This window comes from Streptomyces sp. NPDC090025, assembly GCF_044748125.1.
Lineage (GTDB): Bacteria > Actinomycetota > Actinomycetes > Streptomycetales > Streptomycetaceae > Streptomyces.
In genome coordinates, this window is record NZ_JBIVFL010000001.1 from 1,023,587 (window position 1) to 1,044,503 (window position 20,917).

A 20,917-nucleotide genomic window follows, 5' to 3' on the forward strand; every position below is an offset into this window, starting at 1 on the left:
CTTCACCCCCCGCGCCCCTGGCGGATCCACGCCGGGGCCGGTGCGGGTGGGCGGCGGCCAGTATGGTGGTGGCGCCGTCGTCCGCCCGGATCACCGCGAGCATCAGCAACAGCGGGCGGCGGAGCCAACCGGGAGATCCTGCTTTGAGTCGTGAAACTGGTCGAGAGACTGACAGTTCGTCCTCCGGCGCCCAGGGGCGCGGCGGGGCCGCCTACCCCTCGGGCACTCCGCCGTACGGTGTGCGGGGCGGTCAGGAGCCCGCTCCGGAGGCCGCGAAGGCCCCGGAGGAGCCCAAGACCGAGACCACGCTGACCACCCGGATCCGGATCAACATCCCGGGTTCGCGGCCGATTCCGCCCGTCGTCGTCCGCAAGCCGGTCGGTGACACCCAGGGCGGCGGCTTCGAGGTCCCGGCCGCCGACCGGGCGGCCACGGCCGAACGGCCCGCCGCCGCCGAGGCACCCGCGCCCGCGCCCGTACCGGCCCCCGTGCCGGAACCCGAGCCGGTGGCGCCGCCCGCGCCCGCCCCGGTGGAGGAGAAGGCGAGCGACTGGTTCGCCCCGCGCAAGGCCGCCCCGGCGCCCGCGCCCGCCGCGCCCCCGGTGGCGCCCGCGCCGCAGACCGCTGCGGCGCCCGCCCCGGCCGCCCCGACGCCCGGCTTCGCGGGCTCCGCGTCCGGCGGCGTGCCGACCGTGGGCAGCACCACCCAGAGCATGCCGATCGTGACCCCGCTGACCGGCGCGGGCCACACCCCGCCCGGCGGCACCCCGATGTACGACGCGGGCCCCGGCCACACCCCGGCCGCCGGTACCCCGGTGTACGACGACGGCTACGCCCCCTCGGGCCAGGCCCAGGGCCAGGCCCCGGGCGATGGCCAGGGCGTCGGCAACCCGCTGTACGACGACGGCGGCCCCGGCTACGACCGCCCCGGCTACGACGGCCGTGACACCTACGGCAACGCCTTCGGCGCCAACCCGGCCCACGGCAACCCCGGTCACGGCAACCCGGCCCACGGCAACCCGGGCTACGACAACGGCCCGGCGCACACCCCGCCCGGCGGCCACCCGATCGTCGACGCCACCGGTTCGCCCGTCGGACCCACCACCTCGGTCACCGGCAGCAGCCCGGTCGTCGGCCCGGACCGCGCCCTCGGCGTCGCCCCGCGCCGCGCCGAGCCGCCGCGCATGTCGGACGACACGGCGATCCTGACGCCGCAGCCGCCCGCGCCCGCGGCGGGCCCGTTCGGCGGCCAGGACCAGGGACACGTCTCCGGCAACACCGTGACCAGCGGCATGCCCGTGGTCCCGGCGGGCCCCGGCGGCGGCCACGGCACCGGGCCCGGCCCGGACCTGACGCCCCGCATCCCGGACCGTCAGGACCAGCACGCGCGGCAGGCCCAGGCGCCCGCGCCCAAGCCTGCCCCGAAGCCCGCGCCCGCCGCGAAGAAGGCGAAGAAGAAGGGCCGCTCCAAGCTGGTCCTCGTCGGCGTCGGCGTGGTCGTCCTGGCCGGTGTCGCCTACGGCGCCGGGCTGCTCATGAACCACTCCGACGTGCCCAAGGGCACGACGGTGCTCGGCGTCGACATCGGCGGCGGCACGAAGGACGAGGCCGTCGCCAAGCTGGACGCGGCCCTCGGCAAGCGCGCCCACGCGCCGCTCCAGCTCGACATCGGCGGCAAGAAGGCCGAACTCGCCCCGGACAAGGCGGGCCTCGCCCTGGACGCCCAGGAGACCGTGCGCGCGGCGGCGGGCAACGACTACAACCCGGTGTCGGTCATCGGCTCCCTGATGGGCGGCCAGCGGGTCGCGAAGCCGGTGTTCCCGGTCGACGAGGAGAAGCTGGCGGTCGCCCTGACGGACCTGGCGGGTGCCAGCGGTTCGGCCACCGACGGCACGATCCTGTTCGCGCCGAACAAGGTGACCCCGGTCGAGGGCAAGGCGGGCAAGGGCGTCGACGTCCAGCGCGCGATGATCGCCGTCAAGGACGCGTACCGCGCCCAGGTCGAGACCGGCCGTCCGAACGCGATCGAGCTGCCGGTCGTCACGCGCCAGCCCAGCGTCACGAAGGACGAACTGGAGCGGGCGATGGAGGAGTTCGCCGAGCCCGCGATGTCGGCGAACATCACCATCAAGGCGGGCGGCAAGAAGATCGACTTCGGTCCCGGCCGCTCGCTGCCGAAGATCCTGTCCATGAAGGCCGTCGACGGCCGGCTGGTCGAGGTCTACAACAAGGAGGCCATCACGGACCTCCTGGACGGCGTCTTCGCCGGCATCATGATCACCAAGGCGGACGGCTCCAAGCACGAGGTGGGCGCGGACGACGTGGCGTTCGTGATGCGCGACGCGCTGCGCGGCAAGACGAAGGCGGAGCGGACGAAGACGATCGATCTGTCCGGCAACGGCTGATCCCTTCTCCGCTCGCGCACGCGAAAGCCCCGTCGGACCGGGGGACCTCCGGCCCGACGGGGCTTTCTCGTGCCCGAGGGGCGGGCCCGCTACAACACCCGCGTGAACCAGGCGACCTCCCCGGCGCCCTCCTCCTCGGTCACCCGGTCCCGGGTGAACCCCAGCTTCTCCATGACCCGCAGGGACGGCGCGTTCCACGTCCCCACCGTCGACCAGAGACGTTCCCGCCCGGTCGCGGCGGCCGCGTCGAGCACGGCGAGCGCCGCCTCGGTGGCGTAGCCGCGCCCGTGGGCGTGCTGGAACAGCTCGAACGCGATCTCGGGCTCGTCGAGATCGGTACGGCCGGTGATGAGGCCGCAGTAGCCGATGAAGTCGCCCTCCTCGCGGCGCACGATCGGCAGCAGCGCGATGCCGGAGGTCTCCGTACCGGCCAGGAACTCCACGATCGCGTTCCGGATCCGGTCGACGGGCGGCTTCCCCTTGCCGCGTTCGGCGAGGAGTTCGCAGAAGACGGGGGCGTCCGATTCGGCCCACGGCCGCAGGATCAGTCGCTCGGTCTCCAGGTGGCAGGGCATGGGCGGGTACGCGTTCATGGCCTCACCCTGCCGTACGCCTCCGCCCTCGCGGTGGCCGCCCCGCGCAGCCCGTACGCGCCGACGGCCCCGGCCCACAGGAGCAGCGGGAACGCGGCGACGCGCTCCATGCCGCCCATGCCGAGCCCCAGGTAGGTGCGCGACAGGAACAGCGCGAGGGCCGCGAACGCCACCACCCCGAGCACGCCCGCCGCCCGCCGCAGCGCCGCCGGGACGGTGTCGGTGAGGGCGAACCCGGCGGCGACGAGGCCGATGTTGCCGAGCGCCATGATGAGCAGCGCGCCCAGGACGTGCTGGTTCTCGTCGACGTCGGCGGGCGCGAGCCCGGCGAGCGCGAAGCCCACCCCGGCGGCGGCGAGCAGCCCCCGCGCGATCCCGGCGCCCGCACCGCGCCGCCACAGCGCGCGCCCGGTCAGGACGACGCCGACGACGAGCAGGACGCCGAGCGCGACGAACGAGAAGTTCATCAGGTCGTGCCGCGGCGAGCAGATGTAGCGCGGCTCCGGCTCCGACTGGGTCGCGCAGAGCGCGTTCCCCAGGTCGCTGATGTTGTTGTCCATCCAGCTGTACGGCGTCGCCGCCCACGCGCTCCCGACGACCACCTGCACCACGAAGAACTGCACCACACCCAGCACCCAGGCCGCGTACCCGATTCTGGCCTTCAACTGCCCACCCCCGTCACGTGTTTCCGTGCGACTTTCCGTGCGACCCAGCCGATCACGGCGGACGGGTCCTGGTCGCTCCGAGCAACCCCCGGACCGGGGTGGGGCGTACCCCAGCGCCGCACGGGGCGTCAGGCCGCCGCCCCGTGGTGGGCCAGCACCGCGTGCTGGGCGGGGCTGCCGGTGTGGTCCGTGTGGACGGTCGCGGCGGTCAGCCGGGGCACGGAGTGGATGAGGGCGTGCTCGGCGGCGACGGCGAGTTCGTGGGCCTGCACGACGGTCAGGTGCGGGTCGACGACGATGTCGGCCTCGGCGCGCAGGGCGTGCCCGATCCACCGCATCCGCACCTGCCCGAGGTCGCGCACCCCGTCCACGGCGCGCAGCGCGTGCTCGGCCTTGTCGACGAGGGCGGGGTCGACGGAGTCCATCAGGCGCCGGTAGACCTCACGGGCCGCGTCGCGCAGCACGGCGAGGATGGCGAGGGTGATGAGCAGCCCGACGATCGGGTCCGCGTACCGCCACCCGACGGCCGCCCCGCCCGCGCCGAGCAGCACGGCGAGCGAGGTGAAGCCGTCGGTACGGGCGTGCAGGCCGTCGGCGACGAGCGCGGCGGAGCCGATCCTGCGGCCGGTGCGGATGCGGTGGCGGGCGACCCATTCGTTGCCGATGAACCCGACCACGGCCGCCGCGGCCACCGCCCACAGGTGGGTGATCTCGCGCGGGTTGAGGAGCCGGTCGATCGCGGTCCAGGCGGCCAGCGCGGAGGACGCGGCGATGGTCACCACGATGGCGATGCCCGCGAGGTCCTCGGCGCGGCCGTAGCCGTAGGTGTAGCGCCGGTTCGCGGCGCGGCGCCCGAGCACGAACGCGATCCCGAGGGGGAGGGCGGTCAGCGCGTCGGCGGCGTTGTGGATGGTGTCGCCGAGCAGTGCCACGGACCCGGACAGCGCGACCACGGCCGCCTGTATGACCGTCGTGACGCCGAGGGCGACGAGCGACAGCCACAGGGTGCGCATCCCCTCGCGGGAGGTCTCCATCGCGGAGTCGACCTTGTCGGCGGCCTCGTGGCTGTGCGGCGTGAAGAGGTGGGTGACCTCGTGCCACAGCCGCGCCCACGGCGAACGACCGTGGTCGTGGCCATGGTCGTGCTCGTGGTCATGAGCGTGATGGCCGTGATCGTGATCGTGATCGTGGTGATGGTCGTGGGTGCGCACGGCAGGGCCTTCCGGGAGGCGGACAGGGCAGCACGGGCAGGCCGGACCGTGACGGCCGGTCCGACCACCTCACCATACAGGAACATATGAACAGGTCTTCAAGTGTCATCGGTATCATGGGCGCCATGGGCCACGAACTCGACGGCGGACGACGCGCCACCACCCGCGAACGCCTCGACGCCGTGGGCACCGACGACGTGGCCGCCACGCTCCAGGCCCTGGCCACCCCGTCCCGGCTGCGGATCCTCGCCCGCCTCCAGGAAGGCCCGTGCGCCGTCACGGCACTCGCCGAGGCCGTCGAGATGGAACCTTCGGCCTGCTCGCACCAGCTCCGCCTGCTGCGCAACCTCGGCCTGGTGGCGGGCGAGCGGCAGGGCCGCTCGATCGTCTACTCGCTGTACGACCACCACGTCGCCCAACTCCTCGACCAGGCCCTGTTCCACGTCGAGCACCTGCGCATGGGCCTGCGCGACACACCCCCGGCGACGGCGGCCCCGGCCACGGCCTAGGCGCGCCGGGTACCTCGGTGCGGCCGGGTCAGACCCTGAGCGGCACGACCGCGTCGCCGCCGGTCAGCACGTCCAAGTAAGCCTGGATGTCGCCGGGGTCGGATGTGGCGATGACGTTGGCGCGGATCTGCACCGCGGTGAGCGCAACGAGCCCGTCCACCGGGTCAGGGCGCTTCTTCGACGGAAGACCGGCCTCCCCGATGAGCTCTCCCACGCGCCGCCACTCGGACTCGGTGTAGCAGCAGATGACGGCGCAGTCCTTGAGCGAGCGGGCGAGGTGCACCTGACTGGCGCCGCGCCGCCACGCCTGGGCCACAACGGGAGCGGGGACGACCGGCAGCCCCTTCGTGCGGTGGCGGTTGTGCCGGACAAGGGCGAGGCCGGGCTTGGGTGTGGCCAACGCGATGAGCATTCCCGCGTCGTAGACGACATTGCCCAGGGTGCTCACGTCAGGGCAGGTGGCACATGAGAGGTTCATGCCGTTGCTCCTGAGCGACGGGCGCGGCGGCGGCTCTCCGAGCGTGCCTCGGCCGCTGCGATCTCGGCTTCGACGCGAGCGACCTCGGCCGGGTCGAGATCTTCCTGAGGCGGCCACTCCAGGGCCTCGGCCTCGGCCTCGACGGCCGCGATGCGGGCATCGATCCTGGCAAAGGCGGCAGCCACCTCAGCCAGTCGCTCGGCCTCCGCGTGGGCGGCCCTCACAAGAAAGGCGGACACGTCCAGGCCATGCTCCGCGGCGACCTTGCGGATCAGCTCGGCGTCTTCCGGCTTGAGGCTGATGGAGATGCGCGTCTTGGCCATGTCATCAACGTAACACGCCGTATTACGCATGGTTCGCTCCTTGTCGGAGGGCAGCCCTGGCCATGGCCGGGCCGCCCCAGAAGGGCCAGAGGCCCGGCGGCTCAGGCGACGGCGGCGGCTGGGGCTCGCTGCGGCAGTCCGGGCAGAGGGATTCGTCCGCCAGGGGCCGGAACAGCAGCGGTTGGGTGTGTCCTGAGCCCTCGCATTCGCGGAGGGTGGACACCCGGGGCGGCGGGGGTGCGACGGGGACCGGGGGCACCTCGCGGAGGATGTAGCGCAGCAGGCCGCCGGGGCGGGGGATGGGCGTGCTGCGGCCGGGGAGGCAGCGGCTGACGGCCGCCCGTACGCCTTCGGGCAGGTGCCCCGCCGCCAGCCATCCTGCCACCAGGCCGGTCAGCTCCGGCAGCATGCCGCGCGGCACGTTCAGCCTGCGGTCGAGCGCGGTCAGTGAGTCCAGCAGCTGCCGGGCCTCCGGGGGATGGTTGGAAGTGTTACCGAAGGTGTTGGCTTTTGGATGACGACCGACGGCCCGACCGGTCGGCTCACCGGCGGCCGGAAACCCGTCCGTCGGAGACGCCGGAGGAGCCGGAGGGGCCGGAGGAGCGACCTCCACCTCCGGCTCCGACTCTGGCTCCGGCTCCGGTTCAAACTCCGGTTCAAACTCCGGTTCAAACTCCGGTTCGGGCTCAGGCTCCGGCTCGGGTACGGGGGGAGCCGGCGGTACCTGTACGCGTCCCGCTCCTCCGCCTGCCCGTACGAGTGAAGCCTGTTCCGCGGTCAACGCCACGCTCGAGACAAGCTGCTGGGTTGCCCACCGCCCGCGCGCCCCCTGCTCCCGCCACTCGTGGACGAAGCCGGTCTTCTTCAACAGCCGCTTGGCGCACAGGAACGCGCACTTGCCGATGCCGACCTTCTGGGCGGTCTTCCACAGCGACTCGTTGGCGTTCGCGGGCAGCGCCAACTGCAAGCACAAGATGCGGACCGCATCGGAGTTGAGCTCGTCGTGGCGCAGAATCTCGTGCGGCGTCTGGGAAAAGGCGCGTTCGGGCGCGATAACATGCCGAAGCATTCCGGGTGCTCCTTCGTGTAAGCACTCGTAGTGAAGGCCCTCGCTGCTGGTTGCACCCAGCTCGGGGGCCGCTTTTCGCTCACCGTATCGCACGTTCCGTGGTCATATGCTCACTCGAAGTGATGAAACAACGGGGGCATCGGCACGGCGGGAACCGCAGAATCGATTCGATCTGCACCCCTCCCCGCCGGGGCCGGAACACCCTGGTCTTCGACCAGGTCCGGCCCCCGTCACGGGACACCCGCAACGTCATCATCACCACTCGCCGCCGTACCGCTGCTGCTTCGCCCGCAGCCACTCCTTCACCTGAGCCGTCTCGCTCGTCGTCGCCACCCGCAGATCGGTCGCCTTGATCGTGGCCACGAAATACACGAAGCGCACCCGCCGGTGCTCTCCCTCCACTCCGAGGACCTTGCCCGGGCCGTACACGTCGGTCCCCGTGTGAGCGACGAAACTGCCGGGTCCGTGAGGGGTCGCCATCATGCGCCTTTCGCTGTGTGTGTTGTTTCCGTCACACAGTGACGCGCCCGGCGCTAGCCTCGACAGGGGGACACGCGTGACATCGCGAACGGCACATCAGCGCTCGTGGGGAGGTCGCCGATGGCGATCGAGGACAACCCGGTTACCCGGAAGGAATACGGCGAGGAGCTGCGCCGCCGAAGAGAGGCGGCCGGCCTGACGCAGGACCAGCTCAGCGAGCTGACGATCATCTCGCGCTCGCACCTCGCACATATGGAGGCAGGGAGGAGACGCCCGTCGCCGGACGACGCCAAGCGGCTGGATCGTGAGCTGAAGGCGGGGGAGTTCTTCCAGCGGTTCCTGCCGACCCTGGACGGCAAGGCCGTCGCCGAGCACTTCGCGGAGGCCCTGGAGTTCGAGGGCGAGGCGATCGTCATCAGGGAGTACGCCCCGAAGGTCGTCCCGGGCATCCTCCAGACGGCCGCGTACGCCGCCGAGGTGCTGAACTCGGGTTCCACGCCGAAGAGCGACGAGGAACGTGACCAGCTGCTCGTCACACGACTGGAGCGCGCCCAGATCCTGGAGGACTTCGACTCCCCGGTGGTGTGGGTGCTGCTGGACGAGGCCGTCATACGGCGGCCGGTCGGCGGCCCGTCGGTGATGTGCGAGCAGTTGCGGCACATCGTGGCTCTTGGCGAGAGCCGCCGTATCCGGGTGCATGTCCTGCCGTTCTCGGTCGGCTATCACGCGCTGATAGAGGGCGAAGTCAAGCTGATGTGGTTCGCGGACCAGCCGCCGATCGCGTACACCGAAGGGCTCAAGTCGGGCCGTGTCTGGGAGAATCCGGACGTGGTCCGGGACTGCCAGCTGGCCTACGATCATGCCTTGGGCGACGCGCTGTCCCATCGCGGGTCGCTGGCTCTGATCAGATCCGTCGCGGAGGAATACGAGCATGCAGCACGGCAACAAGATGAGCGTCCCTGACGCCTCTGTCCTCCCCGCCTGGCGCAAGTCCTCCTACAGCGGCGGGAACAGCGGCGACTGCATCGAGATCAGCGAGGCGTTCGCCTCCTGGCGGAAGTCGTCCTACAGCGGCGGCGACAGCGGCGAATGCCTCGAAGTCAACGACGCCTGCCCCGCCTGCGTCCCCGTCCGTGACTCCAAGAACCCCCACGGCCCCGCCCTCGTCTTCACCGCCGCCGCCTGGTCCGCCTTCGTCGACGGCGTGAAGTAGTCCGGCAGCGACAGCCGCTCAGCGGAACGCGGCCACGTTCCTCGTCGCCCACTCCGCGAAGGCCCTCGGCGCGCGCCCCAGGACCCGTTCCACGTCCGGGCTGACCGCCAGCTCGGCCGGGGTCGGGGCGCCGAGGATGTCGAGGGTGTCGTTGGCGACCTGTTCCGGCATGACCTGGGTCATGCCGGCCAGCGCCTCGGCGCGGGTGAGTTCGTGGAACCGTACCGGCGTGCCCAGCGCGGCGGCGATCGCCGCCGTCTGGCCGCGCGGGGTGATGACCTCGGGACCGGTCAGCTCGTAGACGCCACCGACGTGCCGGTCGTCGAGCAGGCAGGCCGCGGCGACGGCCGCGATGTCGTCGGGGTCGACGACCGGGACGCCGGTGTCACCGAACGGGGCGGCGACGAGGCCGCTCGTACGGATCGACTCGGCCCACCACAGGGCGTTCGAGGCGAAGCCGCCGGGCCGGACGATCGCCCATTCCGGCGCGGCCTCCCGTACCGCGTCCTCCACCGCGCGGACCGCGATCCGGGTCGTGCCGTACGGCCGGGTCGAGACGCCCTGCGAGGACAGCAGGACGATCCGGCGGACGCCGCTCGCCACCGCGCGGTCGATGATCCCGGCGGGGCCCTGCGCGCCCGGCGCGTGCATGTCGCCGGACAGCAGCAGGAACAGCGCCTCCGCTCCCGCCAGGGCGGGTTCGAGGGCCGCCGGGTCGGTCAGGTCGGCCACCAGATGACGGCCGCCCTCGGGGGCCGCGGCCGCGTGGCGGGACACCGTCGTCACCTTCCGGCCCGCCTCGGCGAGGGTCCGCGCGAGCGGTCGGCCGACGTTGCCGGTCGCACCGGTCACCACGATCATGTCCATCAACTCCTCATCAAGGGCCGCCTGTTGGGGCCGCATGTCATCGACGCTAGGAGACGGGCTTACCTTCCGTAAGGACCTACCTGGAGGTAAGCTCCGGACATGGCGGACGGCTCGCAGCTCACACCGACCGGCACCGACGCGCGGTATGACGTGTTTCACACGGACTGCCCGGCGCGCGACATGGTCGACCACGTGACCAGCAGATGGGGGATCTGGGTGCTGATCTCCTTGCGGAGCAACGACCTTCGGTTCTTCGAACTGCGCGAGAGCATCCAGGGGATCAGCGAGAAGATGCTCTCCCAGACCCTGCGCGCGCTCGTCGCGGACCGCCTGGTCTGGCGCAAGGTCGAGCCGACGACACCACCGCAAGTCACGTACGGACTCACGGACTTCGGCCGCAACCTCGGCGAGCCCTTGCAGGAGCTGTTCGACCGGATCACCCGGCAGCTGTCGCTGGACGGCGTACGCCCGGGGCCACGGAGAGGTACGGGGTGACGGGGTGAAGGGCACGGGGGGCTTTCTCACCGGCGGGGTGGCCGGCGCGGCGCTGGCCGCGCTCGTCGTCGGTGTGATCGTGGAGAGCGTGCCGCTGTTCGTCGGCGGGCTGCTGCTGCCGCTCGGGTACGGGGTGGCCCACCGCCTCGCCACGGCGCCCGGGCGGCGGCGCGAGCTGGAGACGGTGCCGGTCGTCGCGCTCGCGCGGATCGACGCGCGGTCGGTGCCGGAGCACTCGACCGACAAGTCCAGTGACGTGCCGGTGGAGTTCCACCTGGAGGTCGTACCCGACGACGGGGTCGGGGCCGCCTTCCGGGTCGAGGTGCGGCAGGACATCGACGCCGTCGACCTGCCCGACCACCGGCCCGGAGGCGTCGTCGCCGTCCGCTACCCGCCCGGCGAGCCCTGGCGGGCGCGAATCGTGCGGCGGCCGACACCCGCGTGGGCGGAGCGGATCGCCGAGGCGCGGCTCGACGCTGTGCCGGGTGCGGTACGGGTCACCGCGCCGCCCGACCGGGACGGAGCCGCCTGCGTGCTCGGCGCGGTCGGGCTGCTGCTCGGGGCGGCCTGTGTGGTCGTGCCGCTCCGGGGCGAGCTGTTCGGGCCGGAGGCCGCCGAGGCGGGCCCCACGCCCACCGTGACCTCGTCCTCGTCCTCGACGGTGGTCGTCACGGGCGCGGGCACCGTCACCATCGGCGCCGGGCAGTCCTTCCGCGACCCCGGCGAACTGCGCCGGGCCGTCGACTCGCTCGTGCAGCACACGGACACCCGCCAGGTCCTCACCGTCATCGTGAAGGAACGGGTCCTCACCTATGTGCCCGCGGCCTCCGGCGCCCCGGGGTTCGACGTGCGCACGCTGCCGTTCGACCGCATCCCCGGTCTGATCACCGAGGCCACCACCGACCTCGGGGTGCGGGCCCCGCAGGAATGGCAGGTCACCGCCGAGAAGCTGACCGGCTCCGTGACCGTCCGGGTGAGCGTCACCGGCGCCGGTGGCACGGCGCTGCTCGAAGCCGACGGCAAGGGCGAGGTCGTCCGCCGCGTCAAGGCGCACTGACCCGAAGGACGCGAAGGACGCGAGGGGGAGACGGACAGATGGATCTGGAGCGGGGCTGGGGCTGGGACTCGGGCGGTGACTCGGTCTGGGGCTGGGACTGGGGCTGGGACGGCGTCCTGCTGGACGTCGTGGCGCTCTGGTGCGCGTTGTGCGTGGTGGTGGCGGTCGTCGGGTTTCTGCGCTCGGCGTTCGGGCTCAGCACGGCCCAGCGCCGGGTCCACGTCACCGGACGGATCGAGCGGGTCGACGAGGTGCGGCACGGCCGTACGCACCGCGACGGCATCGGCGTCGTCGTCACCTTCACCGACCCGGCCACCGGCGAGCGGCACACGGTCACCAACGACGGCGAGTGCGGCGACCCGGTCAGGACCGCCTGGACCGGCCGCGAGATAGGCATCCACTACCCGCGCGGCTTCCCGCACGCCTTCCGCTTCAACGACCCCCTCGTCAGTCCAGGGAAGGGCCTCGTCCTGCCCGCCACGGCCGTCTTCCTGCTCTACGCGGGGCTCGTCACCTGGGCGGCCATCGCCTGGGAGTGGCCCTGGGCGCTGCTCGGTGCGGGCCTGCCCTGGACCCTGTTCGCCGTGCCGTACCTCCCGCAGTCCCTGAGCGAGCGCAAGGCCGCCCTCCGGCGCCTGACGACCGTTCCCCCCGTCCCCGGCCGGGTCGTCGCCGTGCTCCGGCACACCAGCACTGACGCGGACGGCGACACCTCCACCCAGCACACCCCGGTCGTCGCCTTCACCACCCACGACGGGACCGACGTCATCGCCTACCGCGACGAGGACCTGAAGGACCGGGAGAAGTCCCTCGGCCGGGAACTCGCCATCCACTACGCGCCGGACGACCCGGCGGTCTTCACCGTGGACCTGGCGGCCGAGCAGCGCGGCCGGCGCTCCGACGCCGTGTTCGGGTTCGTGATCACAGTCATCGGCATCGGCCTGCTCGCCGCCGGCCTGATCCTTCTGCTCGGCCCCTGAGGTCAGCGCCGCCCCCCGGCTCAGCAGCGCTAGTTCAACAGCGCCCGCGCCGCCTTCGCCCGGTTCCTGATCGTCTCCGCCGCGCTCGGCTCCACCGCGTCCATGATCGTCGCGTACGCCTCCATCTCCGCCGCCCCGGTCAGGAAGTCGCCGCGCTGCACGAGGAGTTCGGCGCGCTGGAGGCGCAGCTTGGCCGGGTGCGAGGGCAGCAGCAGGGAGAGTTCGACGGCCCACAGGGCGACGTCGGAGCGCTCCGGCCGGGTGGACGCCCAGGCCCGGATGTTGTTCAGGATGCGCAGCACGATCGCCGCCGGGGTGGCCGGGCGCAGCATCGACGGGTCGAGGGCCTCGCCGGTGGCGCCCGCGACGAGGAGTTCGGCGTCGGTGCCGGTCATCGGACGGCCGCCGGTGAACGGGTCGGCGAGGTGCAGCTCGGCCGGGTCGCCGAAGCCGACGACGAAGTGGCCCGGCAGGCCGAGGCCGTACACCGGGGCACCGGCCCTGCGGGCGACCTCCATCCAGATCACCGACAGCAGGATCGGCAGCCCGCGCCGCCGCCGCAGCACCTCGTGCAGCAGTGACGACTCCAGTCGCTGGTAGTCGGCGGGGACGCCCTGGAAGCCCGCGCGGCGGCCCAGCACGTCCGCCAGGGCGGCCACCCAGACGTCGGCGTCGGCGCCGCGCGTGCCGAACGGCACCAGACCGGCGAGCCGGTCGAGTTCGATCTCGGCGAGGTCCAGGTCGGCCTGGGTGACGGCGGGGTCGGCGACGGCGCAGACCAGCAGACAGAGCCGGACGAGGTCGGGCCGCTCGGACCTGGCCTCGGCCGCGAACTCCTGCCGCCAGTCGGTCGCGTCGGCCCCGTCACCGGCGTCCGCGCCGGTGTCGTCCGGGCCGGCGCCTGCCGGGCCGTCTCCTTCGGTCACCCGTCCGTCCCTCGATAGTGGTGGTAGTGGTGGTGGACGCTGAATCCCATGGTCTCGTACAGCGCGCGGGCACTCTCGTTGTCCGACTCGACCTGGAGCCAGGCCGCCGACGCGCCCTCGTCGAGCGCGCGGCGGGCGAGCGCGGTCATCACGGCGGTCGCGAGGCCGCGCCGACGCTGCTCCGGGGCGACCTCGACGGCCATGAACCCGGCCCAGCGGCCGTCCACGACCATGCGTCCGATCGCCGCCGGTATGTCTTCCGTGCCCGGTACGGAGGCGAACCACACACTCGGACCGCTGCCGAGCACCTTGGTCACGTGCGGGCCGGGCTCGCCGAAGCGCTGGTAGCGGCGCAGCCAGGACTCGTCGGCCGCGCGCGCGAGCCGTACCGCCGAGATGTCGGCGTCGAGGTCGCCGACCGGCGCGAGCCCGGCGATCCGCACCTGCGCCGACACCTCCCGGGTCCAGCCGCGCGCGTCGAGCTCCGCGCACAGCGTCTCCTGGGCGTCCTGCGCGCCGGTGGCCGTCTGGAGGTACGCCGGGAGCCCGCGGGCCGCGTACCACTCCCGTACGCGGGTCAGGGCGGCGTCCAGCGGCAGTCCCGGATCACCGAGCGGGAGCACGGAGTTGGCCCGCCGGGTGAAGCCGTCGGCGGCCCGCAGGGTCCACTCGCCGAGCGGCTCGCTCTCCACCGGCTGCCAGGCGCGGGCGGTGACCCGGGCCAGCTCGGGGAAGCTCGCGGCGGGGCCGCGACGGCGGGCCGGTGCGGCGGGGACGACCTTTCCGGAGACCAGCCTTCCGGCGTCCACGCGGACACTCTCCCCGGTCCTTCTTGTGATCAGCAGCACACCCGCGTCCCATGATGTGAGAACGCCGACCACGTCGGTGTAGATCTCACCGGGCGCCGCCGTCTCCGTCACGTACCGAACAGAGACGCGTTTTCCCACGTCAGCCCCGGTGATTCGGACCTCGAACCGTGCTCCGCCCGTGAATTCCACAGCTTCTGCGCCCCTCCTGTTCGGATCGCCCCCGAGAACGGAGATACTAGGGGCGGGCATCGACGACACCGCGCTCCCGCGCAGACCAGCCCTATCGAGGAGGAACGACAGCGTGACCTACGTCATCGCGCAGCCTTGTGTCGACGTCAAGGACAAGGCGTGCATCGAGGAGTGCCCCGTCGACTGCATCTACGAGGGCAGCAGGTCCTTGTACATCCACCCGGACGAATGCGTCGACTGCGGGGCCTGTGAGCCGGTCTGCCCGGTCGAGGCGATCTTCTACGAGGACGACACTCCTGAGGAGTGGAAGGACTACTACAAGGCGAACGTCGAGTTCTTCGACGAGCTCGGCTCGCCCGGTGGTGCCTCCAAGCTCGGCCTGATCGAGCGCGACCACCCCTTCATCGCCGCCCTGCCGCCGCAGAACGGCTGATCACCCGCTGATCCGCTCCGGTCCCGTACGGCGTCGCCGCCGTACGGGACCGTCGCGTTCTCACCTACCCACGAGGTACGAGGAAGTGAGCCACACCGTGAGTGCCGTCTCTTCGCGACTGCCCGTCTTCCCCTGGGACAAGCTGGAGCCCTACAAGGCCACCGCCGCCGCTCACCCGGACGGCATCGTGGACCTGTCCGTGGGCACCCCCGTCGACCCGGTCCCGACGCTGATCCAGGAGGCCCTGGTCGCGGCGGCGGACTCGCCGGGCTATCCCACGGTGTGGGGCACGAAGGAACTGCGCGACGCGCTCACCGACTGGTGCGAGCGGCGCCTCGGCGCGACCGGCTTCGCCCACGAGAACGTGCTGCCGGTGGTCGGCTCCAAGGAGCTCGTCGCCTGGCTGCCGACGCAGCTCGGCCTCGGCGCCGGCGACAAGGTCGCCTACCCGCGCCTCGCCTACCCGACGTACGAGGTCGGCGCCCGGCTCTGCGGCGCGGAGCCCGTCGTCTACGACGACCCGACCGAGCTCGACCCGGCGGGCCTCAAGCTGCTGTGGCTCAACTCCCCGTCCAACCCCACCGGCAAGGTGCTCGGCAAGGACGAGCTGACCCGGATCGTGGCCTGGGCGCGCGAGCACGGCGTGCTGATCTTCTCCGACGAGTGCTACCTCGAACTGGGCTGGGAGGCCGACCCGGTCTCCGTGCTGCACCCGGACGTCTGCGGACGCTCGTACGAGGGCATCGTCGCCGTCCACTCGCTCTCCAAGCGCTCCAACCTGGCGGGCTACCGGGCCGCGTTCATCGCCGGTGACGCGGCCGTCCTCGGCGAGCTGCTGCAGATCCGCAAGCACGGCGGCATGATGACCGCCGCCCCCGTGCAGGCCGCGACCGTCGCCGCGCTCGGCGACGACACGCACGTGGCCGAGCAGCGGGCCCGCTACGCGGCCCGCCGGGCGTCCCTGCGCGCCGCCCTGGAGGCGCACGGCTTCCGGATCGAGCACAGCGAGGCCAGCCTCTACCTGTGGGCGACCCGCGACGAGCCGTGCTGGGAGACGGTCGCCTACCTGGCCGGGCTCGGCATCCTGGTGGCGCCCGGCGACTTCTACGGCGAGGCGGGCGAGCGCTTCGTGCGGGTCGCGTTCACGGCCACGGACGAGCGGGTCGCGGCGGCGGTCAAGCGGCTGGGCTGAGGCCACGAGCGCGCGCCCCTGAAGGCGCGTGCCGACGGGCGCGGGCCGACGGGCGCGGGCGTACGGGAAGGGCCCGAGGAGCTGATGCTCCTCGGGCCCTTCCCGTACCCCGTGGGGGCGGGGTGGTTCAGCCGCCGATCGGCATGCCGCCGAGCAGGCCGCCCGGCGCCGGGGCGGCGGCGGGCAGACCGCCGAGCGCGCCCGCGGCGGGGCTCTCGGCGCTCTCGGCGGCGGCACCGGCGGTCTCGCCGAGCGCCTGGCCCGCCTGGCCCGCGGTGTCGCCCGCGATCTTCTGGGCGGCCGGGGTGGCGGTGCGGCCGGCCGCGCCGACGGCCTTGCCCGCCGCCGGGACGGCCGAGGCGACGGCCTGGCCGCCGGTCTTGCCGACGACCCCGGTGGCGGTCTGCGCGGTGGTGTCCACGGTGCTGCCCGCGTCCGCGGCGTCCAGGGCGGAGAGACCCGACAGCGCCTCGGTCGGGGCGACGCCCTGGTCCAGGGCGCTCGCGGAGCCGGCCGCACCGACCACGGGGGCTGCTCCGGCCGCGACGATGAGGGCGGCGCGAGCGATCCGGCGGGTCAGGGGGAGGGACATGGTGCTCCTTCGACGGGAGAGGACGTTTTCGCGCTGACAACCGGCCCTGGGGCGGGGGAGGTTGCGGAGGCCGAAGGTAAAGACTGGGTAATGCGTCGTATTGTCGGGTGGGGAGGAAAGCGGACGAACGCGTCAATGCCGGGCGACGCCGTTCTGGGTGTGCAGAACCGTCACTTCCCTTGCCCGGTAAGGATCTTGCGGAGACATGTCAGCGCCGGTGAACGCTTTACGGAGCGCTCCGCGCCGCACCGGGCGCATGACACCTCAGGGTGACAGTCCGTACGGACGCCCGCCCCCGCGCGGAACGCGGCGGAGCTACGGGACGGAGCTACGGGGCGGCGCTGCGTGAAGGTGTTTCGCGGTGGTCCCGCGCGCAGGTGCTGTGTGGTGGAGCTGTGGGGTGGTCCTGCGCGATGGCGTTGCTTCGCGAGCCCGCGCTACTTCGCGAGCCGCAGCCGGACCGTCGTGCCGTCCGTGCCGCGCCCGCCCGTGGCCTTGCGCCACGCGCCCGAGGAGTCGTCCGCGACCCACACCCGGTCCCCGTACGCGACCTCCGTGAGGTGCAGCGTGCCCGCCCGGGCCACCGCCCACTGGGCCAGCTCCCAGCCGCGCCGCTGCTGCCCGTCGAGGCCGCCGGAGCCGTCGAGGCCGCCGGAACCCTCGGGGCCGCCGCGGTCGTCCCGTACGCCCCCTCCGCCCCGTACGTCCACGGACAGCTCCACCGCGGGCGGCGCCGCGTTCGCGCCGACCGACCCCGCCCCGCCGCCGAGCGGCTTCGGCACCGTCCCCTTGCCGAACGCGCGCGCCAGCTCGGCCCGCACGACCGCCGGATCGCCCGGCACCTGCGCCCGCAGGTCCGCCGTGCACGACAGCGCGGCCGGGGCGCGCCCGGTCAGCGCGGCGGACAGCAGCGTGGCGTCCGGCTCGTGCTTCGCGTACGCCTGCGGGAAACCGCTGCGCTGCACCTTCTGCGCCGCCACCGTCAGCGGCAGCCGCGAATAGCCCGGCACCTTCTCCAGGCCGTCGTAGAACCGCCCCGACGCGTACACCGGGTCCAGGATCTGCTCCGGCTTGCCCCAGCCCATCGAAGGACGCTGCTGGAAAAGTCCGAGCGAGTCCCGGTCGCCGTGCTGGATGTTGCGCAGCCCCGACTCCTGGGCGGCGGTCGCGAGCGCGATCGTCACCGCGCGCTCCGGAAGGCCGCGCGAGGTGCCCACGGCGGCGATCGTCGCCGCGTTCGACGCCTGCTCAGGAGTGAATTCGTACTGGTTCGCCCCGCTGCCGATCCGGCACCGCGGCGCGCCCATGCTGCCCGTCATGTCGTGCACGACGACGTACCCCACCAGGCCCAGGAGCACGACGAAAGCCGCCGTGAGACGGCCTCGGCGGCCGCGACGGCGGGGACGGGGGAGACGGCTGGGGTCGGACACGCGCCCCACCGTACTTGAGGCCGAGTTAGGGTCGGCACATGGCTGACACCGCTCCTCACCGTGACCCGCTGCCCGCCGCGCCCGCCGCGCCGCTGGACCTCTCGCTCGACGGGGCGGCACTGACCGCCGCGCTGGTCGACAGCGCGTCCGTCAGCGGCACCGAGAAGCCCCTCGCCGACGCGATCGAGCAGGCCCTGCGCGCCCTGCCGCACCTCACCGTCGACCGCCACGGCAACAACATCGTCGCCCGCACCTTCCTCGGCCGCGAGGAGCGCGTGGTGCTCGCCGGGCACATCGACACCGTGCCGATCGCCGACAACGTGCCCTCGCGGCTCGACGAGGACGGCATCCTGTGGGGCTGCGGCACCGCCGACATGAAGTCGGGCGTCGCCGTCCAGCTGCGGATCGCCGCCACCGTGCCCGCGCCCAACCGCGACCTCACCTTCGTCTTCTACGACAACGAGGAGGTCGCCGCCCACCTCAACGGCCTCGGCAAGATCGCCGACGCCCACCCGGACTGGCTCGCGGGCGACTTCGCCGTCCTCCTGGAGCCCTCCGACGGTGAGGTCGAGGGCGGCTGTCAGGGCACCCTGCGGGTCAAGCTGCGCACGGCGGGCGAGCGGGCCCACTCCGCGCGCTCCTGGATGGGCTCCAACGCCATCCACGGCGCCGCCCCGATCCTGGCCAGGCTCGCCGCGTACGAGCCGCGCAGGCCCGTCATCGACGGCCTGGAGTACCACGAGGGCCTCAACGCGGTCGGCATCCAGGGCGGCGTCGCCACCAACGTCATCCCCGACGAGTGCGAGGTCACCGTCAACTACCGCTACGCGCCCGACCTCACCCCGGCCGAGGCGCTCGCGCACGTCCGCGAGGTCTTCGCGGACTGCGGCGTCGCCGAGCTGATCGTCGACGACGAGAGCCCCGGCGCCCTGCCCGGCCTCTCCCACCCGGCCGCGGCGGCCTTCATGAAGGCGGTCGGCGGCAGCGCCCACCCCAAGTTCGGCTGGACCGACGTGGCCCGCTTCAGCGCCCTCGGCGTCCCCGCGGTCAACTACGGACCCGGCGACCCGATCTACGCGCACAAGCGCGACGAGCACGTGCACGTCGAGCGGATCCACCACTGCGAGGCGCGGCTCCGCGACTGGCTGACGGAATGATTCCCGTAATTTCGCTTTTCTTCACCTCTGTCGACCTACCCTGACCGGACCGGAAGATCAGCGCCGGTCGATCAGAGGCAACGGCGAGAGGAGCAGGCCATGGGTGTACCCGAGGAGCCGAAGAAGCTCGAGGAGCAGCGGCTGGGACCGGTGATCAGGCGCCGTGACCAGGTCCAGCCCGGCACCACCGACCAGCGCCTGCTCGACACCGAGGGCGACTCGGAGTGGGTGCACACCGACCCCTGGCGGGTCATGCGCATCCAGTCCGAGTTCGTCGAGGGCTTCGGCGCGCTCGCCGAACTGCCGAGCGCGATCAGCGTCTTCGGCTCGGCCCGCACCAAGCCCGACTCGCCCGAGTACGAGGCGGGCGTCCGGATCGGCCGGGCGCTCGTCGAGGCCGGGTTCGCGGTGATCACGGGCGGCGGCCCCGGCGCCATGGAGGCCGCCAACAAGGGCGCGCGGGAGGCCAAGGGCATCTCCGTCGGCCTCGGCATCGAGCTGCCCTTCGAGCAGGGGCTCAACGCGCACGTCGACATCGGCGTGAACTTCCGCTACTTCTTCGTCCGCAAGACGATGTTCGTGAAGTACGCGCAGGGCTTCGTGGTCCTGCCCGGCGGCCTCGGCACCCTCGACGAGCTCTTCGAGGCGCTGACCCTGGTGCAGACGCGGAAGGTCACCCGCTTCCCGATCGTGCTGTTCGGCTCGGCGTACTGGCAGGGCCTGGTCGACTGGCTGCGCGACTCGGTCGTGGCGGGCGGCAAGGCGAGCGAGCACGACCTGCTGCTGTTCCACGTCACGGACGACGTGGACGAGGCGGTGGCCCTCGTCACGAAGGAGACGGGGAAGTAGCGCTCAGCCCCGCCGGCGTCTGAGGCGCGGGGTCCGGGGCGGAGCCCCGGTTCCGGGAAGGGGCGGGGGGGGGGAGAGGCCCGCCGCAGGCGCCCCCCACCCCGCCCCTTCCCCTCCCCCCCCCGACTACGCCAGCCCGCGCCGGGCGACGGCGGGCGCCCGATGCCCGGCGATCGACGCGACCATGTCCAGCACCTGCTTCGTCTCGGCGACCTCGTGCACGCGGTACACCTGCGCGCCGAGCCACGCCGACACGGCCGTCGTCGCCAGCGTCCCCAGGACCCGCTCCTTGACCGGCCGGTCGAGCGTCTCCCCGACGAAGTCCTTGTTGGACAGGGAGACGAGCACCGGCCACCCGGTCGCGGCCATCTCGCCGAGCCGCCGCGTCGCCTCCAGGCTGTGCCGCGTGTTCTTCCCGAAGTCGTGCCCCGGGTCGATCATGATCCCGTCCCGCCGGACGCCCAGCTCGACCGCGCGCTCCGCGAGTCCGACGGTGACGCGCAGGATGTCGGCCATGACGTCCTCGTACGCGATCCGGTGCGGCCGGGTGCGCGGCTCGACGCCGCCCGCGTGGGTGCAGACGAGACCCGCGCCGTACTTGGCGGCGACCTCGGCGAGACCGGGGTCGACCCCGCCCCAGGCGTCGTTGAGGACATCGGCGCCCGCCTCGCAGACCGCCTCGCCGACCTCGGCGCGCCAGGTGTCGACGCTGATCACGACGTCGGGGTGGCGGCGGCGGACCTCCGCGACGAAGCCGACCGTACGGCGGGCCTCCTCCTCGGCGGTGACCTCCTCGCCCGGGCCCGCCTTCACGCCGCCGATGTCGATGATCGCCGCGCCCTCGGCGACGGCCTGCTCGACCCGGGCGAGCGCGGGCTCGTCCTGGAAGGTCGCCCCCTGGTCGTAGAACGAGTCCGGGGTCCGGTTCACGATCGCCATGATCACCGGCTCGCGCGGCCCGAATTCACGCCGTCCCAAGCGGAGCATGCCTTTTG

General features: G+C 72.8%; 24 protein-coding genes. 11 read left to right on the forward strand and 13 right to left on the reverse strand.

What is annotated here, in order from left to right; genetic code table 11:
- Positions 1 to 239: 239 nt before the first annotated feature.
- Positions 240 to 2,405 carry a hypothetical protein gene (locus ACIPXM_RS04850; RefSeq protein ID WP_401651944.1) on the forward strand — a complete coding sequence of 722 codons (2,166 nt, stop codon included), beginning with the start codon at positions 240 to 242 and terminating at the stop codon, positions 2,403 to 2,405.
- An 89-nt stretch (positions 2,406 to 2,494) separates the two neighbouring features.
- On the opposite strand, the gene ACIPXM_RS04855 is transcribed toward ACIPXM_RS04850, so the two are convergent.
- From ACIPXM_RS04855 to ACIPXM_RS04865, 3 genes are all read right to left on the reverse strand, one after another.
- Positions 2,495 to 2,998, reverse strand: coding sequence for a GNAT family N-acetyltransferase (locus ACIPXM_RS04855; RefSeq protein ID WP_401651945.1), 504 nt, complete (start codon positions 2,996 to 2,998; stop codon positions 2,495 to 2,497).
- Positions 2,995 to 3,663: a DUF998 domain-containing protein gene (locus tag ACIPXM_RS04860; RefSeq protein ID WP_401651947.1), complete on the reverse strand. Its 669-nt coding sequence runs from the start codon at positions 3,661 to 3,663 to the stop codon at positions 2,995 to 2,997. The genes ACIPXM_RS04855 and ACIPXM_RS04860 overlap by 4 nt, the downstream gene beginning before the upstream one ends.
- A 128-nt stretch (positions 3,664 to 3,791) precedes the next feature.
- Positions 3,792 to 4,874, reverse strand: a complete 1,083-nt coding sequence (locus ACIPXM_RS04865; RefSeq protein ID WP_401651949.1) for a cation diffusion facilitator family transporter — start codon at positions 4,872 to 4,874, stop codon at positions 3,792 to 3,794.
- Positions 4,875 to 4,999: 125 nt separating this feature from the next.
- On the opposite strand from ACIPXM_RS04865, the gene ACIPXM_RS04870 reads away from it, so the two are divergent.
- Positions 5,000 to 5,383, forward strand: a complete 384-nt coding sequence (locus ACIPXM_RS04870) for an ArsR/SmtB family transcription factor (RefSeq protein ID WP_401651951.1) — start codon at positions 5,000 to 5,002, stop codon at positions 5,381 to 5,383.
- 28 nt (positions 5,384 to 5,411) lie between these two features.
- Here the strand turns inward: ACIPXM_RS04870 and ACIPXM_RS04875 are convergent, their stop codons facing one another.
- The 4 genes from ACIPXM_RS04875 to ACIPXM_RS04890 all read right to left on the reverse strand — a co-directional run bounded on the left by ACIPXM_RS04875 (position 5,412) and on the right by ACIPXM_RS04890 (position 7,634).
- Positions 5,412 to 5,861, reverse strand: a complete 450-nt coding sequence (locus tag ACIPXM_RS04875) for a hypothetical protein (protein ID WP_401651953.1) — start codon at positions 5,859 to 5,861, stop codon at positions 5,412 to 5,414.
- The gene (locus tag ACIPXM_RS04880) at positions 5,858 to 6,184 is read right to left on the reverse strand and encodes a DUF1778 domain-containing protein (protein ID WP_401651955.1); all 327 of its coding nucleotides are present in this window, start codon (positions 6,182 to 6,184) and stop codon (positions 5,858 to 5,860) included. The genes ACIPXM_RS04875 and ACIPXM_RS04880 overlap by 4 nt, the downstream gene beginning before the upstream one ends.
- A 22-nt stretch (positions 6,185 to 6,206) precedes the next feature.
- Entirely contained in the window at positions 6,207 to 7,253 is a 1,047-nt protein-coding gene (locus ACIPXM_RS04885; RefSeq protein WP_401651957.1) for a hypothetical protein, read from the reverse strand.
- Positions 7,254 to 7,508: 255 nt separating this feature from the next.
- Entirely contained in the window at positions 7,509 to 7,634 is a 126-nt protein-coding gene (locus ACIPXM_RS04890; RefSeq protein WP_401651959.1) for a hypothetical protein, read from the reverse strand.
- 219 nt (positions 7,635 to 7,853) lie between these two features.
- Here ACIPXM_RS04890 and ACIPXM_RS04895 point away from each other — a divergent pair, with 219 nt between their 5' ends.
- Both ACIPXM_RS04895 and ACIPXM_RS04900 read left to right on the forward strand, forming a co-directional pair.
- Positions 7,854 to 8,696 carry a Scr1 family TA system antitoxin-like transcriptional regulator gene (locus tag ACIPXM_RS04895; RefSeq protein ID WP_401651961.1) on the forward strand — a complete coding sequence of 281 codons (843 nt, stop codon included), beginning with the start codon at positions 7,854 to 7,856 and terminating at the stop codon, positions 8,694 to 8,696.
- Entirely contained in the window at positions 8,665 to 8,946 is a 282-nt protein-coding gene (locus tag ACIPXM_RS04900; RefSeq protein WP_401651963.1) for a DUF397 domain-containing protein, read from the forward strand. Before ACIPXM_RS04895 ends, ACIPXM_RS04900 begins: the two co-directional genes overlap by 32 nt.
- Before the next feature lie 18 nt (positions 8,947 to 8,964).
- Here the strand turns inward: ACIPXM_RS04900 and ACIPXM_RS04905 are convergent, their stop codons facing one another.
- Positions 8,965 to 9,807 (reverse strand): SDR family oxidoreductase, encoded by an 843-nt coding sequence (locus ACIPXM_RS04905; RefSeq protein ID WP_401652505.1) that lies wholly within the window; start codon positions 9,805 to 9,807, stop codon positions 8,965 to 8,967.
- 105 nt (positions 9,808 to 9,912) lie between these two features.
- On the opposite strand from ACIPXM_RS04905, the gene ACIPXM_RS04910 reads away from it, so the two are divergent.
- From ACIPXM_RS04910 to ACIPXM_RS04920, 3 genes are read left to right on the forward strand one after another with little or no spacing between them, the layout of a single operon-like run.
- Complete coding sequence (locus tag ACIPXM_RS04910; RefSeq protein ID WP_401651965.1) at positions 9,913 to 10,308, forward strand: winged helix-turn-helix transcriptional regulator; 396 nt, start codon at positions 9,913 to 9,915, stop codon at positions 10,306 to 10,308.
- A 4-nt stretch (positions 10,309 to 10,312) separates the two neighbouring features.
- Entirely contained in the window at positions 10,313 to 11,365 is a 1,053-nt protein-coding gene (locus ACIPXM_RS04915; RefSeq protein WP_401651966.1) for a hypothetical protein, read from the forward strand.
- A gap of 38 nt (positions 11,366 to 11,403) precedes the next feature.
- Positions 11,404 to 12,345: a DUF3592 domain-containing protein gene (locus ACIPXM_RS04920; protein WP_401651968.1), complete on the forward strand. Its 942-nt coding sequence runs from the start codon at positions 11,404 to 11,406 to the stop codon at positions 12,343 to 12,345.
- Between the two features lie 29 nt (positions 12,346 to 12,374).
- Here the strand turns inward: ACIPXM_RS04920 and ACIPXM_RS04925 are convergent, their stop codons facing one another.
- Together ACIPXM_RS04925 and ACIPXM_RS04930 are read right to left on the reverse strand one after the other, a co-directional pair.
- Positions 12,375 to 13,271, reverse strand: coding sequence for a tetratricopeptide repeat protein (locus tag ACIPXM_RS04925; RefSeq protein ID WP_401651970.1), 897 nt, complete (start codon positions 13,269 to 13,271; stop codon positions 12,375 to 12,377).
- The gene (locus tag ACIPXM_RS04930; protein WP_401651972.1) at positions 13,268 to 14,269 is read right to left on the reverse strand and encodes a GNAT family N-acetyltransferase; all 1,002 of its coding nucleotides are present in this window, start codon (positions 14,267 to 14,269) and stop codon (positions 13,268 to 13,270) included. Before ACIPXM_RS04930 ends, ACIPXM_RS04925 begins: the two co-directional genes overlap by 4 nt.
- Before the next feature lie 112 nt (positions 14,270 to 14,381).
- Between ACIPXM_RS04930 and fdxA the strand changes: the two genes are divergently transcribed.
- Together fdxA and ACIPXM_RS04940 are read left to right on the forward strand one after the other, a co-directional pair.
- Entirely contained in the window at positions 14,382 to 14,702 is a 321-nt protein-coding gene (gene fdxA, locus ACIPXM_RS04935) for a ferredoxin (protein WP_003985062.1), read from the forward strand.
- Positions 14,703 to 14,799: 97 nt separating this feature from the next.
- On the forward strand, positions 14,800 to 15,894 hold the full coding sequence (locus tag ACIPXM_RS04940; RefSeq protein WP_401651974.1) for a bifunctional succinyldiaminopimelate transaminase/glutamate-prephenate aminotransferase: 1,095 nt from the start codon (positions 14,800 to 14,802) through the stop codon (positions 15,892 to 15,894).
- Between the two features lie 127 nt (positions 15,895 to 16,021).
- On the opposite strand, the gene ACIPXM_RS04945 is transcribed toward ACIPXM_RS04940, so the two are convergent.
- The gene (locus ACIPXM_RS04945) at positions 16,022 to 16,486 is read right to left on the reverse strand and encodes an ATP-binding protein (RefSeq protein WP_401651976.1); all 465 of its coding nucleotides are present in this window, start codon (positions 16,484 to 16,486) and stop codon (positions 16,022 to 16,024) included.
- A 437-nt stretch (positions 16,487 to 16,923) separates the two neighbouring features.
- Positions 16,924 to 17,916 carry a hypothetical protein gene (locus tag ACIPXM_RS04950; RefSeq protein WP_401651978.1) on the reverse strand — a complete coding sequence of 331 codons (993 nt, stop codon included), beginning with the start codon at positions 17,914 to 17,916 and terminating at the stop codon, positions 16,924 to 16,926.
- Between the two features lie 38 nt (positions 17,917 to 17,954).
- On the opposite strand from ACIPXM_RS04950, the gene dapE reads away from it, so the two are divergent.
- Both dapE and ACIPXM_RS04960 read left to right on the forward strand, forming a co-directional pair.
- On the forward strand, positions 17,955 to 19,073 hold the full coding sequence (gene dapE, locus ACIPXM_RS04955) for a succinyl-diaminopimelate desuccinylase (RefSeq protein ID WP_401651980.1): 1,119 nt from the start codon (positions 17,955 to 17,957) through the stop codon (positions 19,071 to 19,073).
- 99 nt (positions 19,074 to 19,172) lie between these two features.
- Positions 19,173 to 19,922, forward strand: a complete 750-nt coding sequence (locus tag ACIPXM_RS04960; RefSeq protein ID WP_401651982.1) for a TIGR00730 family Rossman fold protein — start codon at positions 19,173 to 19,175, stop codon at positions 19,920 to 19,922.
- A 126-nt stretch (positions 19,923 to 20,048) separates the two neighbouring features.
- Here ACIPXM_RS04960 and folP read toward each other — a convergent pair whose 3' ends face one another.
- Entirely contained in the window at positions 20,049 to 20,909 is an 861-nt protein-coding gene (folP, locus tag ACIPXM_RS04965) for a dihydropteroate synthase (protein ID WP_401651984.1), read from the reverse strand.
- Positions 20,910 to 20,917: the final 8 nt, after the last annotated feature.